Annotated in this window: 11 protein-coding genes and 2 tRNA genes; 2 read left to right on the forward strand and 11 right to left on the reverse strand. The window is 40.2% G+C overall.

From position 1 onward, the window contains the following. Positions 1–79: 79 nt before the first annotated feature. The 7 genes from HMPREF0666_RS05080 to HMPREF0666_RS05110 form a co-directional block, all read right to left on the reverse strand. Positions 80–2,164, reverse strand: a complete 2,085-nt coding sequence (locus HMPREF0666_RS05080) for a M3 family metallopeptidase (RefSeq protein ID WP_009011267.1) — start codon at positions 2,162–2,164, stop codon at positions 80–82. A gap of 890 nt (positions 2,165–3,054) precedes the next feature. Continuing rightward, positions 3,055–3,720 (reverse strand): Crp/Fnr family transcriptional regulator, encoded by a 666-nt coding sequence (locus HMPREF0666_RS05085; protein ID WP_009011268.1) that lies wholly within the window; start codon positions 3,718–3,720, stop codon positions 3,055–3,057. Positions 3,721–3,772: 52 nt separating this feature from the next. Continuing rightward, positions 3,773–4,789: an FAD:protein FMN transferase gene (locus tag HMPREF0666_RS05090; protein ID WP_009011269.1), complete on the reverse strand. Its 1,017-nt coding sequence runs from the start codon at positions 4,787–4,789 to the stop codon at positions 3,773–3,775. Between the two features lie 151 nt (positions 4,790–4,940). Further along, complete coding sequence (locus HMPREF0666_RS05095) at positions 4,941–5,633, reverse strand: DUF6048 family protein (protein WP_009011270.1); 693 nt, start codon at positions 5,631–5,633, stop codon at positions 4,941–4,943. Continuing rightward, on the reverse strand, positions 5,587–6,090 hold the full coding sequence (locus HMPREF0666_RS05100; protein WP_009011271.1) for a DUF6452 family protein: 504 nt from the start codon (positions 6,088–6,090) through the stop codon (positions 5,587–5,589). The genes HMPREF0666_RS05095 and HMPREF0666_RS05100 overlap by 47 nt, the downstream gene beginning before the upstream one ends. A 41-nt stretch (positions 6,091–6,131) precedes the next feature. Next, positions 6,132–7,085, reverse strand: a complete 954-nt coding sequence (locus HMPREF0666_RS05105) for a glycosyltransferase family 2 protein (RefSeq protein ID WP_009011272.1) — start codon at positions 7,083–7,085, stop codon at positions 6,132–6,134. Positions 7,086–7,195: 110 nt separating this feature from the next. Then, the gene (locus HMPREF0666_RS05110; RefSeq protein WP_009011273.1) at positions 7,196–7,729 is read right to left on the reverse strand and encodes a DUF4199 domain-containing protein; all 534 of its coding nucleotides are present in this window, start codon (positions 7,727–7,729) and stop codon (positions 7,196–7,198) included. A 255-nt stretch (positions 7,730–7,984) separates the two neighbouring features. Between HMPREF0666_RS05110 and HMPREF0666_RS05115 the strand changes: the two genes are divergently transcribed. Next, positions 7,985–8,058: transfer RNA gene (locus HMPREF0666_RS05115), tRNA-Thr, on the forward strand. Positions 8,059–8,290: 232 nt separating this feature from the next. After that, a tRNA-Lys gene (locus HMPREF0666_RS05120) sits at positions 8,291–8,363 on the forward strand. A 231-nt stretch (positions 8,364–8,594) separates the two neighbouring features. Here the strand turns inward: HMPREF0666_RS05120 and HMPREF0666_RS05125 are convergent. From HMPREF0666_RS05125 to HMPREF0666_RS05140, 4 genes are all read right to left on the reverse strand, one after another. Then, entirely contained in the window at positions 8,595–8,825 is a 231-nt protein-coding gene (locus HMPREF0666_RS05125) for a hypothetical protein (RefSeq protein WP_009011274.1), read from the reverse strand. Positions 8,826–10,179: 1,354 nt separating this feature from the next. Then, positions 10,180–11,610, reverse strand: coding sequence for a TolC family protein (locus HMPREF0666_RS05130; protein WP_009011276.1), 1,431 nt, complete (start codon positions 11,608–11,610; stop codon positions 10,180–10,182). Then, positions 11,588–14,782: an efflux RND transporter permease subunit gene (locus HMPREF0666_RS05135; protein ID WP_009011277.1), complete on the reverse strand. Its 3,195-nt coding sequence runs from the start codon at positions 14,780–14,782 to the stop codon at positions 11,588–11,590. The genes HMPREF0666_RS05130 and HMPREF0666_RS05135 overlap by 23 nt, the downstream gene beginning before the upstream one ends. Beyond that, complete coding sequence (locus tag HMPREF0666_RS05140; RefSeq protein WP_009011278.1) at positions 14,783–15,862, reverse strand: efflux RND transporter periplasmic adaptor subunit; 1,080 nt, start codon at positions 15,860–15,862, stop codon at positions 14,783–14,785. It lies immediately after the preceding gene. Positions 15,863–15,987 lie beyond the last annotated feature (125 nt).

Below are 15,987 nucleotides of genomic sequence, written 5' to 3' on the forward strand. Positions count from 1 at the left end.
TACTTAAGAAGTATAGATGATGTTAGCTTTTCCCTCAACCATAGTCCACCCTTAAAAGGTATCGAGAAAAGCCTTACCTTCATGCTTTTGTAAGTCCATCACGTTCTTTCAGGGCATCAATAGTAGGCTCTTGACCACGAAAACGCTTATAGAGAACCATTGGATGTTCCGTCCCACCACGTGAGAGAACGTTGTCTCTAAAACGCTGGGCAACCTCTTGATTGAAGATACCCTCCTTCTTGAAGACACTGAAAGCATCGGCATCGAGTACCTCAGCCCACTTATAACTGTAATAGCCAGCAGCGTATCCTCCCGCCATGATATGAGAGAACTGAACTGTCATACATGTATCCATACGCTGTTCATCAATGATAGCTGGTGCCCAAGCCTGCTTCTCAAAAGGAATAATATCATCGGTGAACTCGTCCTTACATGTGTAATAAGCCATATCCAACAGACCGAAACTTACTTGTCGTAGACAAGCCATTGCAGCACCATAATTACGACTGGCTATTACCTTCTCTATCAACTCGTCGGGCATTGGCTCACCTGTCTGATAATGGAAAGCGAACGTACGAAGGAAGTCTTTCTCTACTGCAAAGTTCTCCATAAACTGTGAAGGAAGCTCTACAAAGTCCCACCATACATTAGTACCAGACAGACTCTCAAAGCGTGTATTCGCAAAGATGCCATGAAGAGAATGGCCAAACTCATGTAAAAAGGTCTCGACCTCGCCTAATCTCAATAAGGCAGGCTTATCCTTTGTAGGCTTAGAGAAATTCATCACAAGTGATGCATGAGGACGAACATTTGTGCCATCGCGCTCTATCCATTGTCCTTGGAACTCTGTCATCCACGCTCCATCACGCTTTCCCTTACGTGGATAAAAGTCTACATAGAGTACGGCTAAATAACTACCATCCTTATCATACACCTCGTATGGCTTAACATCAGGATGATAGACAGGTATCTCCTTGTTTTCTTTGAAGGTGATACCATAGAGACGTGTAGCTAATCCAAAGACACCCTTAATCACATTGTTCAATTCCAAATAGGGTCGAAGCATCTCTGGATCGAGGTCGTATTTCTTCTTCTTAAGCAACTGACTGTAATAAGCCACGTCCCAAGGCTCCATCTTAAAGTCGTCCCCTTCAAGCTCTTTAGCCAATGTCTCTATCTCTTTACGTTCTTCGATAGCCTTTGGTTTGTACGCTTCAATGAGGTCATTAAGGAGTTTATACACATTCTCGACCGTTGTTGCCATTCTATGTTTCATCACATAATCAGCAAAAGTGTCGTATCCAAGAAGCTGTGCAATCTCCCTACGCAGATTAATCAGACGTTTGCAGAGTTCCAGATTATTGGTGTCATTATCCTTTATGCAAAGTGTATTGCGTGCCATAAAGAGTTCTTGACGTAGTTCACGCTGCGTACTATACATCATGAAAGGACTATAACTTGGTGCATCCAAGGTGATAACCCATCCTTCTAAGTCATGCTCTTTTGCTGCTTCATGCGCTGCTTCACGTGCTGTATCAGGTAGTCCGTCAAGCTGTTTCTCGTCTGTGAGATGTAGCGTATAGGCTTTATTCTCCTTTAGAACATTCTGTGAGAATTGCAATGAAAGCATGGATGCTTCCTCTGTTAGCTTACGCAACTTATCTTTTCCAGCTTCATCTAACAACGCACCACTACGTACAAAGCCCTCATAGCTTTTCTCTAACAGACAATTCTCTTCTGGTGTCAAGTCACGATGATGCTCATAGACATGCTTAACACGCTCGAATATCTTTGGATTTAAGCTGACATCATTATTATGCTTCGTAAGAATTGGACTCATCTTCTGTGCCAATGCGTCCATTTCATCGCATGTCTCAGCACTAAGCATATTAAAGAACACACTCTCAACACGGCTCAACAAGTCATAATAATGCTTACGTCCCTTCACCTCATCTTCGGGAATAATCGTGTTGTCGAAGGTAGGTTCGTCTGGATTATTAATTATCTTCTCAATCTCTTCATCGTTGCGACGGATTCCTTCCATCATTGCCTCTTCATAATCAGCAAGTGTTATGCGATCGAAAGGCACTGTGTCATGCGGCGTATCGTAAGGTAGAAAGAATGGATTGACACGTTCTTTCTTATCTAATTCGTTATCTATCATCTCTATTAACTTTCTCTTATTTTAATCTACAAAGATAACTCAAAAAAAGGAGAAAACCCATATAAAAAGGTGGAATTTAACGCAATTTTGTTTCTCAATGGTGTGTTATGGATAAGAACTAAGCGGATAATGTAATTTTAGTAATGAATTACACCTCCCTTTCTTGTCTTTTTATGCATTCTTATTGATGCTTTACACAGATGGTGTTGATTGTAAACAACAATACTCATAGGGACAGGCTCTCTTTCTTTCCACTCTCCCAGCAAGGGAAATGATTAGTGAACTTACTCCTATACAGCCTGTCTATCCATCCGCCACCACTCCCGCAGGGAGAAGAACAATTAGTGAGGTGAGCCCTACGAAGCTGTCGATAAAAGAAGAAAGAACGCTATTTGTATAAGCTAAATTTGTTGAGTTATTTCAATAAGCAATCCCCGCTCCATTTGAAAAGAGGCCGAGGAAGAAACAAGAAGAGGCCTTACTGCATTCAAGAACATGCCCTTCTTGCACGTTGAAGACGCCCTTCTTGAAACATGAAAGGCGTCTTCTTCAAAGCTGTTTATAACATACTGATTTATTGTAGGTTACAACCTCTGTTTTAAGAAACAATATACTCCTATTTTAAAGGTGTTTAGCTTCATATAATGTAATGATTTTTTACAGATTTACCAACTCTCCAGAAGTATGGATAGATTGATGGGCTGTAGACAGGGAGATACTTATCAATGTAATAGAGTGTGCTCATTTTCTCACAGACAGACACAAGGTTTCACACACAAATAGCGTCCACTAAGACTATAAGAACTGTTTGAAACATCCATCAAAAAGCTGAATGGGACAAACAAAGGATAATAGAGAACATAGTAATCTATGCCGATTTCGAGGAAAGATTACGTTCGTAGAGTCTCCAACTGTGGGATTGTAATAATCCCTCTACTCATCGTTAAGAATCCTTCTCGCTGCAAAGTGTTAAGCATTCGAGAAACATTTAGGCGACTCTGGTGTAACTCTATGGCAAGATCCTCCATCCTTATCCTCAACACCTTCTTACCAGCTTGAGTAAGACAACGTAGGCGCAGGAAACTTACAAACTGTTGACGAATATCGATAGGCTGCTGACGCCATGGAATACGACTCATTCGCTGTGCTTGCATAGATATACTATTGAGGAGGTTAAGACGGAAGATAAGGTAGTTATCAAGCAGACGTAATACCTCAGTCTTATCCAATGACAAGAGACTACAATCGGTCTGTGCCGTGAAGTCCTTTGTGTATCTTTGCATAAGACCGAAGAGATGTTCAGGCTGGATAACGGCAGGAGCCGACAATTCTTCTTCTATTCGATAACAATAATTATCCGCATGACTAACCACACGGAGTGTTCCACTCATCAGAAAAAAGAGATGTGTACATTTATCATCCGTACTGACAAGCGACTTATCGGCCACTAACTTATAAAATCCAAACTTTGTTTGTCCTACGATATCAGCCAATTCATCCGTACTAATACCGATGAAAAGTGGTAGTTCGAGAAGTTTATCGTAGAGCTGAAGCATTGACCTTAAAAGATAATACATATTCGCTTTCAAAAGAGAAAGCGAATATGACTTATTCTACATATTTCCCTTTCATAGAAGGACTGTACCATGTTTTCAGATTACCTTTCGCATCAGAATAAATGAAATAGGCCATCAATTCTGGATGACGATCAAGTAATTTGCGCGCTTTCTCAACTCCCACCACCATAAACGAGGTAGCATAGGCATCAGCAGTAGCGCAGTTCTTGGCTAAGACCGTGGCAGAGAGAAGAGAATGTTGTACTGGATAACCTGTTTTAGGGTCGATGGTATGAGCATACTTCTTACCTCCTTTATAATAAAAATTACGGTAATTTCCACTCGTTGCCATGGCTTTATCTGTAACATTCAGTACCGTCTGAATCTCTTGATTGGTATTCAAACTATCATCCGTCGGCTTTGTTACACCTATCTTCCATGGTAAACGCTGCTCGCTATTACCCTTCGTAACAATCTCGCCACCTATCTCTACCATAAAGTTCTCTACCCCATTGCGACGCAGGAAACGGGCAACAACATCTGAGCCGTAGCCTTTTGCGATAGCAGAACAATCTAACATAATACGTTTGTTATCCTTCTGAATGGTATTACCAACCAACTTCACCTTATTATATCCAACAATTTGATGAAGACTGTCGATAGCCTGTTTAGATGGATGTTGACCCGTCTTAAATCCAAAGCCCCACATATTAACCATCGGTGCAACAGTAATATCAAATGCGCCATCAGTCTCTTTTGAAACCGTTTCAGCAAGTGTGAAGACCTCTCTGAACATCTCATTTACCTTTACAGGCTTATTTTGATTAATCAAGGAAATCATTGAGTTGGGTTCAAACGTTGAGAAGGTCTGATTAACCTTCTTAAGTTCTGCCTCTATCTGTGGCTGGAGATCTTCATCACTTTGATAGGTAATATTATAGGTAGTACCAAAGATAAACCCCTTGTTGTGCTGGTAAGGCATTGAATGTTGATAGCTAACAATGACGATAGACCCAATGATTAGCATCAAAAGGAATGGTATCTGCCAATATAATCTCTTCTTATTCATCTCCTGTTTTATATTAATTTAGTATCAATACTCATGTTAGAAATAAAGAACAATACCCTTAACACATGAACAACAAACCCTCTTGATGATCACATGAAGATGCTATTGAGACATCTAAAGATATATCTCTTATTTCTAACAACTTATCTTATTATAATTCAAAAAGAACATTAAAGGTAGCACCAAGCTGTGATGAACCACTACGACCATAACCTGGAACATACCAAGGTTCGCCTATTTCGCTCATCTTACGAGCAAGGCGAAGCTTATAACGGACGCTCCACCCCATACGAATAGGCCCCCATATCTTAGCATCTACACCACCAACAAGCTCGGCCCAAAGCTGACGTCCTTTATTACCAAGATTACCATAAGTGGACTGAGTGCCCCAAATAGGGTCAAGAATACCAGGACTAAGTACATCATACTTAAATGATGTGTACCCCACTCTACCGCCTACTAAGAATCGGTAAGTGTCATGTTTATCCTTTAACATATTAAAATCACAACCCACACGACCGTAGGGTGCAATTGTTTTGAAGGTTGTCCCTGTTGTTTCGTCCGTCTTATCAGCCTGACCAACACCCACTTCTATCACGGGATAATACCTATCCTTCAGATTAACACGTAATATTCCCTCATACTGACCGTATGAGGCAAGCCAACGCATAGCGGGTCCGACAAGGTCGGCACCCACAGCTACTCCCCTGAAAAAGGGGATACTATCTTCTTTGACCTTTGGTAGTGATGGACGACGCTGGGCATTGGCTACCGTCGAAGTAGATAGCAACAGTACATTAAGGATTAGTAAAACTGATAAATATATGTTCTTTCGTACCATCATAGTCAACGTTTGGATTATTAATATCAACCTTCTTCACACGTGTTCCCTTTGCTGAAATAGCTGTGAGTGTATGAAAGAAAGTTGGCGAACAATCTATACTTTCAAAATGACTTATATTGGTTTTTGATATCGTAACCGTATCTATAGTTGTCACTCCAGCCTTACTTGTAAATACAAAACGAAGCTTATCTTTTTCTCCATTATAACTCATAGGAAGACTAAACTTTGTTGTGTTTACCTGTTTGTTCAGTAGTACCGTATCAGGTTTATTCTCTCGAATGGCTGATATAGTAAGTGTATCGTGCAAAGTATCACCCTTTACAACATAATTTGACCATACACCATTGGTTACAGGACAGTCAATATCAGAACAAGAACTCATCCATACCATTCCTCCTAAGAAGGTAATACACATGAAGACTTTGCTCAATACATGCTTAATCTTTCTGTAGTTCATCATTGTAATTTGTTAACTGCTTAAAAGCAAGGCTTATCATCCTACATTTCTTTCTCTATCTGATAGTCATTTCTCCTTGGATTACTACGACTTATGAGGTCGCCTATGAATCCTGCAAGGAATAGTTGTGTACCTAATATCATCGCTACCAAGGCTATAAAGAAGGATGCATGATTTGAGAGTAAGTCGCCATATTCTCCTCCAAGAAGCATTATAATCTTCTCAACAATTAGCCAAAGAAAAGCGATAAAACCGATGAAGAACATAAAAGAACCCATCAAACCAAAAACGTGCATTGGCTTTTTACCAAAGTTGGTAAGGAACCAAAGGGTCAATAAGTCAAGATAACCATTGAAGAAACGATTAATACCAAACTTTGACTTACCATACTTTCGTGCCTGATGATGCACCACCTTCTCTCCAATACGTGCGAAGCCTGCCTCCTTGGCAAGGTAAGGAATATAACGATGCATCTCCCCATAGACCTCAATATTCTTCACTACATCACTGCGATAGGCCTTTAATCCACAATTGAAATCGTGCAGGTTGTGTACTCCACTTATCTTACGCGCTGTCGCATTGAATAGTTTTGTAGGGATAGTCTTGGTTAATGGGTCATAACGTTTCTGCTTATAGCCGCTTACAAGGTCGTATTTCTCATCCATGATCATCCTGTAAAGCTCTGGTATCTCATCAGGAGAGTCTTGTAAATCGGCATCCATTGTAATAACAACATCACCCTTCGCTGCCTTAAAGCCACAATAGAGTGCTGGACTCTTACCGTAGTTACGACGGAACTTGATTGCATGCACATGTTCAGCATCCTTACGATGCAGATCTTCAATGACGTCCCAACTCTTGTCCTTAGAGCCATCATTGACAAAAATAACCTCATAAGTGAAGCCATTAGCTTTCATGACACGCTGAATCCAAGCGTATAATTCGGGGAGACTTTCCTCCTCATTGTAAAGAGGAACAATTACTGATATATCCATATTATGTATTAGGAATTTTCTATTATCAATTTAGTATTTAGGAGTTCAGACTGAAAGATAAGGATTATGACCTATAATATCTATCATCCATTTACCTAATAATCTTATAACTATTGGCGTTTAACATTCTTAGACATGACACCAGCTATCAATAACGAACAAATTGCTCCAAACAATACCGCCGTGATAAAAGTACTGGAAGCTATAGAATAAGGTTGTAAAACATCTGGTAATATCGCCATAAACTGATTATACGAGAAACCCATAGCAGTAAGTGTCTTTTTCCCTTCCGCACTCGAATAGATATTACTGAACATCATGAGTAGCTTTCCATTGTCTAAGAAACGCATATACAACCACTGCAAAAAACTAAAGATAATGGCTGCATTGAAAAAAACACGTAGACAATAGAACAGACTACGACGGAAAGATATAACGCCTTTACGCCCTTCTTCACGAAATATCTTCAATCGATAAGCTACGAAGAAAGGGGTCGAAAGAATAAGTAAAAAACTAAATTGCGCCAAAACTGGTAATGCCTCTATACCTAAAAGACAAGCAAAACTTGCCGCCCAAATGATAGCAAGATAAATACCATCATATCGAGCGTATGCAGTCAACTGTTTGTAATCTTCATGAATCATGTTACAAAAGTACGTATTATTTATTATAAATAATGTAGGACACTATTAAATTTAATTTTTTTGTTAAAAAACAGAAATTGTATTAACGTCTCCTTGCTGGTATAAAAATAAATCACTATCTTTGCACTCGCTTATTTGTGATAAGCACAACACGGACAAGTCTCTTACGACCAGCTCCCTTTGAATCCCCCAGGACGGGAACGGAGCAAGGGCAGAAGGTTGTAGCGGTGCGATAGGAATCGCTTGTCCACCCCCGCCTCTTTAGCTCAGTTGGCCAGAGCACGTGATTTGTAATCTCGGGGTCGTTGGTTCGAATCCGACAAGAGGCTCAAATAATAAAATGACTAAGAACATAGAAGAGGATATGTCGTGAGGCATATCCTCTTTCGCTTTTTATTAATATCAATGGACCTTAGTACATCAGATACTTAATTATCAAACGCCTCAAATCAGTATATTTCATCTATTTACTGCTTAAAGAGGCAAGAAAAGTTATAAATAATTTGGTGTTATCAAAAATTCTCACTACCTTTGCACTCGCTTTTAATAAGAGCACAGGGAGATCCGCTAGCTCAGCTGGTAGAGCACAACACTTTTAATGTTGGGGTCATGGGTTCGAGCCCCATGCGGATCACTAAAGTAAGATAAGAGAGTAACTATATCGTTATTCTCTTTTTTATATCCCATTACTCAAATACAGTTGAAAGACTTCTCATTCATTCAAGGGCCTTACAATCCTTACTGACCCTTCTTTTCTGCCACATCCCCTATCCTATTCATGGAACTTACACTAAGGCGGATATAATCATAATTCAATCGGACATAAATGACAAAAAGAGATTTAAGATGGGATTCTTTCTATCACTTATTTTCCAAATTCATTATATTTTATGCGCAACAAGAACCTAACGATTACCTTTCTATCGCCCTTTATAGCATTAACGAAACGAATTGCGCCTACACTGTGGATAAGCTCTTCATCAACAGACAAAATATTGGTAGACATTAACACTCGTACATCTTTTATCTTATTGTCTGATGCATCATAATCAAACTGAACAACACTCTCTCCCTGTACACCATTTTTTATATACATATCCAGCTCTCCTCCATGAGAAATTATGACATATATACTTCTCTACCCTACCTCTGAGGAATACACTTGGGAAATATACTCCAGCGGTATAATCATAATGAATATCGCTATTGGAGATTATCAAAGGGGTTTCTTGTTGTAGATGACTTGTTCTACAACTGATTAAAGAGAAAATAATCAATATTGGGACTATATGTCTTAAGAACCTCATTATCTTATTCTTTACTTATCATTTTTCACAAACATGTGGGCAATTTATAAGCATCGTTTAGTGCTATACCTCATAAACTATTTACCAAAATCCTTGTGCGTAGAACCTATAATGTCGCATTATACAAGAGCTTCTTGTCAGATGATAGATTTCTGTTTTCAACCCGTATAAAGATATTTATACCACTAACAGTTCACTTATAACATGCCCAGTACCTTTAATATACCATATATCAGTGACACAATAGCAGCAAGCCAGCCTCTCATATACATATATTCACCACCTCCCCCAGAATGATGAGACTTGGCACAAACCCATATCATGATAATGCCTATTACAATATAATTTATTCCTTCTAAAGGACTGTAAAATAATCCAGTAATACCCAAAAGTAGAAGACATAAGAGGATACAAGCAGCAGAAATGGTCGAAGACTTTTTGCTTTGTAATCGTCTTAAACAGTAGAAGAGATAGCAAACCAGACATATCGTCAAAAATCCTGATATACTATAAATGCCCATTACGTCAATCTATTTAGACTTTGATTTATCCACCTTACTGTCCTAATCTTAATTTTCAAACACCTTTAAGACCTACGCTAATGGCGCAGTACTATTCTTCCCCTGCTTACATGTGCTAATATCTTACTTCAAAGGAGACTGAAGAAATCCTTTTCCCTATACCTTTCAAAAGACAATTTAGATTGTAGCTACATCAACAATGCTGTACTTTCTCTTCATCAAAATCTTATTGTCAGCTATAAATCTCAATAGCTACAAACGCAGTGCTTTGTATTATCTTGCAAATACATTATTACTATCAAATCTCATGATAAATTGAAGAATAATTAGTAATAAAGCAGACTACCCCCAATGACAAATATACACTTCTTTATAAACATCGATGAGAGATATAGAAACAAAGCCACACAATGATTATTCATCAATGTAAAGTAACACTATCAGTACCTACAAACCCCTAATTTATTTTTATTTTCTGTTGCTGTCATTTTTAACATTTAGCGTAAAAGCTTCATATCCAATCATATAAACAGGAGTATGTGATGACAGAAATGACAGCAACTTCAAAAAGTCTGTTTGCCTCTCTCTCGCATCTTATGAGCGTTCAACAGACTGATGCAGCTTAGAAGAAACCCCGATAGAGGTCAATAAGCGTTGACAGTTGTCGCAGTTGTGTATCAACAAGTTCTACCTGGCAATCAAGTTGGTCGCGCTCACTATCAAGAACCTCTAAGTAGGTAGCACGATTATAATTGTAGAGTTGTTGAGAGACGGAGACGGCTCTGGTCAAAGCATCATTCTGTTTCTTCTTCAACACTTGGTATTGAGCCAAGTTACGTGCACGGGCTTGCAAAGTAGACATTTCGCTGTAAGCTGTGAGCAAGGTCTTATCATAATTATATAAAGCCTCCAATTGTAATGCATTAGCTTGGTCAAAGTTTGCTTGAATAGCTTTCTTATTAATCAGCGGAGCCGTCAATCCCCCCACCACACTGAAGGCTAATGACTTAGGCAGCTGAAGCAAGTATTTAGGATTAAAAGCGTCAAGTCCCAAAGATGCAGAGATATTGAGAGAAGGCAAGAAAGCCTTTCGTGCAGCTTCGACATCCCATTTGGCAGCCCTAAGTTGGTGCTCAGCAGCAACAATGTCAGGCCGATGTAGTAGTAGACTTGCAGGGATTGCTTGCAACGTATTAGGCAATGACTGTTCCATCAAGACATTCTTATTACGCATAATAGGAGTAGGATATCTACCTAAAAGCAAATTCAGATTGTTCTCTGTCTCAGTGATAGCCTGTCGAAGTTGATACTCTTCAGCAGAAGCCTTAGCCAGTTCAGACTCAAACTTCTCAACAGCTAACTGGGTATCAGCATCCGCCTCTTTCTGAACACGTGCTATTTGTACAGCTTTCTTCTGTAAAGCAATATACTGCTGCATAATATCCAACTTATTATCAAGTGCTAACAAAGCATAATAGTTCTCAGCCACATCAGCAACGAGTTGGCTCTTTATTGTCCTTTGTCCTTCTTCTGACGCAAGATAACGTTCAACAGCTGCACGCTTCGTACTATTAAGTTGGTTCCATAAATCGACACTCCAATCTAAGTGTAGATTAGGTGCAAAATCAGGAACAACATTTGGCACATTATGTCCTGGCGTAATCTCCGTACCCACATTACCAGCTCCTTCTGCTGTATATCGGCCCGCCTTAGATGCACCGGCAGCAACATTAGCCGTAACTGAAGGCAACATCTGTCCACGCTTCGCCAAGATATTGCTTTTAGCAATGGCCATCTCTTGAAGCGTTATTTTAAGATCTTGGTTATTTGCGAGCGCTGTATCTATCAGTGCACATAGCGTTGGATCTTTAAAGAAGTCGCGCCATAGGGGTATAGCCGTCACTGTATCAGCTGTAGCAACAGGCATAGAAGCCTTTACTGTATCGTTTGGCAATGTTGCTTGTGGAGTCTTACAAGCAACCACGCCCAACAATGATATAAGTGTCATGAGACCATAGGCGAGACACTTGTTATTTCTCTTCTTCATCATCATTCGTTACTTCTTTATGATATCGTTTATCTTTCTCTTCGCTTAAAGGTTTATCCTTTTGATAATGCACAATCTTATCGGCCATTGAAGCAAAGATATAATAAAGACCAGGAATAATAACCAATCCGAACATGGTTCCTATCATCATACCACCCACAGCTGCCGTTCCAATGGTCTTATTACCAATAGCACCAGCGCCAGTAGCAAAGACGAGCGGGATAAGTCCGGCTATAAACGCAATACTGGTCATAAGAATTGGACGGAAACGTGCCACAGCACCTTCTATAGCAGCTTGTGCAATGGACTGTCCCATATTCTTTCTTTGTACGGAGTATTCTACCATCAACACCGCATTCTTACCCAAGAGTCCGATAAGCATGACCAATGCTATCTGTGCATAGATATTGTTTTCTAACCCACACAGCTTCAACAATAAGAATGCTCCAAACACACCCACTGGTAAGAAGATGATAATTGGCAGTGGGAGTAAGAAGTTCTCATACTGTGCTGCTAAGATTAAGTAGACGAAAACTAAGCACACAATAAAGATGATAATTGCCGTGTTACCTTGATCTACCTCGTCCTTTGATATTCCTGCCCAGTCATAGTCATATCCTTTAGGGAGCGACTGTTGGGCTACCTCACTGATAGCTTTTAGTGCCTGACCACTTGAGTAACCAGGTGCCGGAGCACCTGTCACCTCTGAAGAGTTATAGAGATTATGACGTGTAATCTCACTCATACCATAGGTCTTGTTGAGTGACATAAAGTCAGAATAGGGTACCATCTCTCCCGCATCATTCTTTGTATAAAGATGAAGCAGGTCTTCTGGGAAAGCTCTATACTGAGGTGCTGCCTGAACAATAACCTTGTAAGGCTTACCAAACTTGATAAATCCCGTCTGATAATCAGAACCTACTAATATAGAAAGACTGTTGAGAGCTTTACCGGGTTCAACTCCCTTCTGTAATGCCATGGCATCATTGACATTGAGCATATACTGCGGGAAGCTTGCAGAATAGAACGTGAAGGCATTTCCTATCTCTGGACGCTTGTTCAACTGACGGACAAAGTCTTTGCTCACACGCTCCATCTCGTGATAATCATTATTACCTGTCTTATCAAGCAATCGTAGCTCAAAACCACTGGCAGCGCCATAGCCAGGAATTGAAGGCGGTTCGAAGAAATCAATATTGGCTGTCGTTATCACCTTACATTTATCTTCGAGGTCTTCGATAATCTCCTTTGCTGTACGCTTACGATGCTTCCAGTCCTTTAAGTTAATAAGACAACTACCAGAGTTCGCACTTGTTCCTTCAGAAAGAATCTCAAATCCCGCAAGTGAAGAAACACTCTCTACTCCTTCCTCTTTCTCCGCTATTGCTAACAACTGACGAGCAACCTCATTTGTTCGTTCAATCGTTGAGCCTGGTGGTGTCTCAATGACTGCGTAAATCATTCCTTGGTCTTCTTGAGGGATGAAGCCTGAAGGAAGCCCGAGATTAACCCAATAAGCAAGACCGCAGAAAACGAGAACAGCAATCATCGTGAAAGCCTTATGCTTCACAGTATGTTGTAAGACGTGTGCATACTTCTTACTACCAACATTAAACTGAGCATTGAAGCGTTGCAATAATCTACCTATAAATCCTAACTTGACATGATTCTCTTGCTCCTTTGTGAGGATGAGCGCACAGAGAGCAGGCGTCAAGGTCAGTGCCACAAAACCTGAGAAGAGAATGCTGGATGCCATCGTTATAGAGAACTGACGATAGAACATACCTTCTGGGCCTCCCATGAATGCCACTGGAATAAACACGGAAGCCATAACAAGAGAGATAGCAATAATGGCACCACTAATCTCTTTCATTGCTTTCTCCGTTGCTTCAACAGGTGTCAATTTATTGCGCGATATCTCTACATTCACGGCTTCTATAACCACAATAGCATCATCAACAACAATACCAATCGCCATTACAAGGGCAAACAACGATATCATGTTGAGTGTGATGTTGAAAACAAGCATCGCAATGAAACTACCCAATAAGGACACTGGGACCGCCATAATCGGTATTACAGCCGAACGCCAATCACCCAAGAAGACGAACACAACAAGGGCTACAAGTATGAAGGCTTCAAACAATGTATGGACTACCTTATCTATACTTGCGTCAAGGAAGCGACTTATGTCATAACTATACTCATAATGCATACCCTTTGGCATGTCTTTCTGAAGGCGAGTCATCACCTGCTTGACTTGCTTTATGACGTTGCTTGCATTACTTCCGTATGCTTGTTTCAACGTCACAGCTGCTGACGGACGACCATTGAGCGTTGAATAGATATCATAGACTTCACTGCCAAGATGTATGTCGGCAATATCTTTCAATCGAACGGCTTGACCGTTCGCATTACTTTTGATGATGATATTCCCATACTCTTCTGCAGTGGTGTAACGGCCTGGATATTTCAAGACAAACTCCTTCACCTGTGGACGTATACCGCCACTCTCACCTAACTTACCTGGTGAGACCTCTATGTTCTGGTCTTCCAACGCATCACTGACATCATCCGTTGACAAGCCGTATGCTACCATCTTATCTGGATGCAACCATACACGCATAGCATAACTACGAGTACCAAGAATATCAAGGTCGCCCACTCCATCTACACGCAACAGCTCTGGAGAGATGTTGATATCAAAGTAGTTGAATAAGAAATCTTGGTTTACACTTGGATCATCGCTATAGAGATTAATGTACATAAGGATGTTTGGTTCCTCACGTGAGATTTTAACACCCTCTCGTATGACCTCAGGCGGCAACTTATTCGTAGCTGCTGAAACACGGTTTTGTACGTTTACGGCATCTACATTAGGGTCAGTACCTAATTTGAAGACGACGTTTATCTCTGCTTCACCATCGTTTCCAGCATCGCTCTCTATATATTTCATACCAGGAACACCATTCAAGGCTTGCTCCAATGGTATAATCACTGACTTAATCAACAACTCATTGTTTGCTCCTGGATAATCAGCAACTACGTTTACCTTAGGTGGTGAGATAGAAGGGAACTGCGTAATCGGAAGATTAAACAAAGACAGAACACCAATAAAAGCAATGACCAGTGCTACCACAATAGATAGAACCGGTCGACGAATAAATATCTTGAACATTTATTGAATAGCGATTTCGTTTGACTTTATTGATTGTCGTGGTGTCACGAAGCGAGTATGCACGTGGTCGCCATCATTCACTTTCTGTATACCATCAATTAGATAATGGTCTGACGCTGTAAGGCCTGATGAGATGACATAGACTCCTGTCAACTCAGCTGAAATCTGTATCTGGCGTTGATGAGCAACGTTATTCTTATCAACGACGAACACATACTTGCGGTCTTGCAACTCGTAGACAGCTTCTTGTGGGATAACGATAGCATTCTTCTTCTGTACAAGTAGCTGTACAGTTCCCGACTGTCCGTTACGTAGTAAGCCTTGTGGATTAGCAAAGAGCGAACGAACAGATATCGTTCCTGTCGCATTATCGAATTGTCCTGATATGTCTTTTATGCTTCCTCTGGCTGGGAAGGTACTGCCATTGGCCAACAGCAACTTCAAAGGTAACTGCATATAAAGTTGTGGATGTTGCTGTAAGTCTAAGTAATCGCTTTCTGAGATGTTAAAATAAACCTGCATCTTAGAGTTATCTGACAGTGTCGTCAACAAATCATCTTGCTGAATGAAACTACCAACCTTCTGTGGTATTCTTCCTAAAACACCACTAAAAGGTGCTCGAATAATAGATAAACGTTTGTGTAAAACGGCGAGTTTGTAATCGGCTGTTGCTGACTGGTACTTTGCTTTGGCCATTCGACGCGCGTTGGGAGATACGATATTGTTCTCTGTAAGCCGACTTGTGTTTTGCAAATCTATCTCAGCTTGTTCCTGCGCAGACTTTGCTTTCGCAATCTCTTCGTCTTCTCCTACTATAGCAATACGAAACAAAGGCTGTCCGGCACGTACCATCTGGCCCTCATCTACGTATATCTGCTGTAGTATTCCTTCTTGCTGTGAGCGCACCTCAATGTTTCTTAATGACTGAATGTTAGCCACATAGCTTTGAGGAAGACTAATATTAGTTACCATTGGAGTTGTTGCTGTGAAGACAGCCTTCGTATTCTCTTCTGTTTTTTTAGAATGACAACTCCATAAAAGGATAGAAAGTAAAGAAAGAAAACAAATTCTCCGTACCATAATCTATTATCTATTGTCCCGTTTTAACTAATCTGCAAAAGTACTATAAAATATTTATTCACGCAATAATAATTTGTGATAAAAGTATTCTCCATAGATAAAAATATTCTTTCCAACGACCTTCT

The sequence above is a fragment of the Prevotella sp. C561 genome, assembly GCF_000224595.1.
Lineage (GTDB): Bacteria > Bacteroidota > Bacteroidia > Bacteroidales > Bacteroidaceae > Prevotella > Prevotella jejuni.

Bases quoted from the DNA above. Each gene is read 5' to 3' on its own strand.
- HMPREF0666_RS05140 (WP_009011278.1), bottom strand. From the start codon at position 15,862: ATGGTACGGAGAATTTGTTTTCTTTCTTTACTTTCTATCCTTTTATGG.
- HMPREF0666_RS05105 (WP_009011272.1), bottom strand. From the start codon at position 7,085: ATGGATATATCAGTAATTGTTCCTCTTTACAATGAGGAGGAAAGTCTC.
- HMPREF0666_RS05100 (WP_009011271.1), bottom strand. From the start codon at position 6,090: ATGAACTACAGAAAGATTAAGCATGTATTGAGCAAAGTCTTCATGTGT.
- HMPREF0666_RS05080 (WP_009011267.1), bottom strand. From the start codon at position 2,164: ATGATAGATAACGAATTAGATAAGAAAGAACGTGTCAATCCATTCTTT.
- HMPREF0666_RS05090 (WP_009011269.1), bottom strand. From the start codon at position 4,789: ATGAATAAGAAGAGATTATATTGGCAGATACCATTCCTTTTGATGCTA.
- HMPREF0666_RS05110 (WP_009011273.1), bottom strand. From the start codon at position 7,729: ATGATTCATGAAGATTACAAACAGTTGACTGCATACGCTCGATATGAT.
- HMPREF0666_RS05135 (WP_009011277.1), bottom strand. From the start codon at position 14,782: ATGTTCAAGATATTTATTCGTCGACCGGTTCTATCTATTGTGGTAGCA.
- HMPREF0666_RS05085 (WP_009011268.1), bottom strand. From the start codon at position 3,720: ATGCTTCAGCTCTACGATAAACTTCTCGAACTACCACTTTTCATCGGT.
- HMPREF0666_RS05130 (WP_009011276.1), bottom strand. From the start codon at position 11,610: ATGATGATGAAGAAGAGAAATAACAAGTGTCTCGCCTATGGTCTCATG.
- HMPREF0666_RS05125 (WP_009011274.1), bottom strand. From the start codon at position 8,825: ATGTATATAAAAAATGGTGTACAGGGAGAGAGTGTTGTTCAGTTTGAT.
- HMPREF0666_RS05095 (WP_009011270.1), bottom strand. From the start codon at position 5,633: ATGATGGTACGAAAGAACATATATTTATCAGTTTTACTAATCCTTAAT.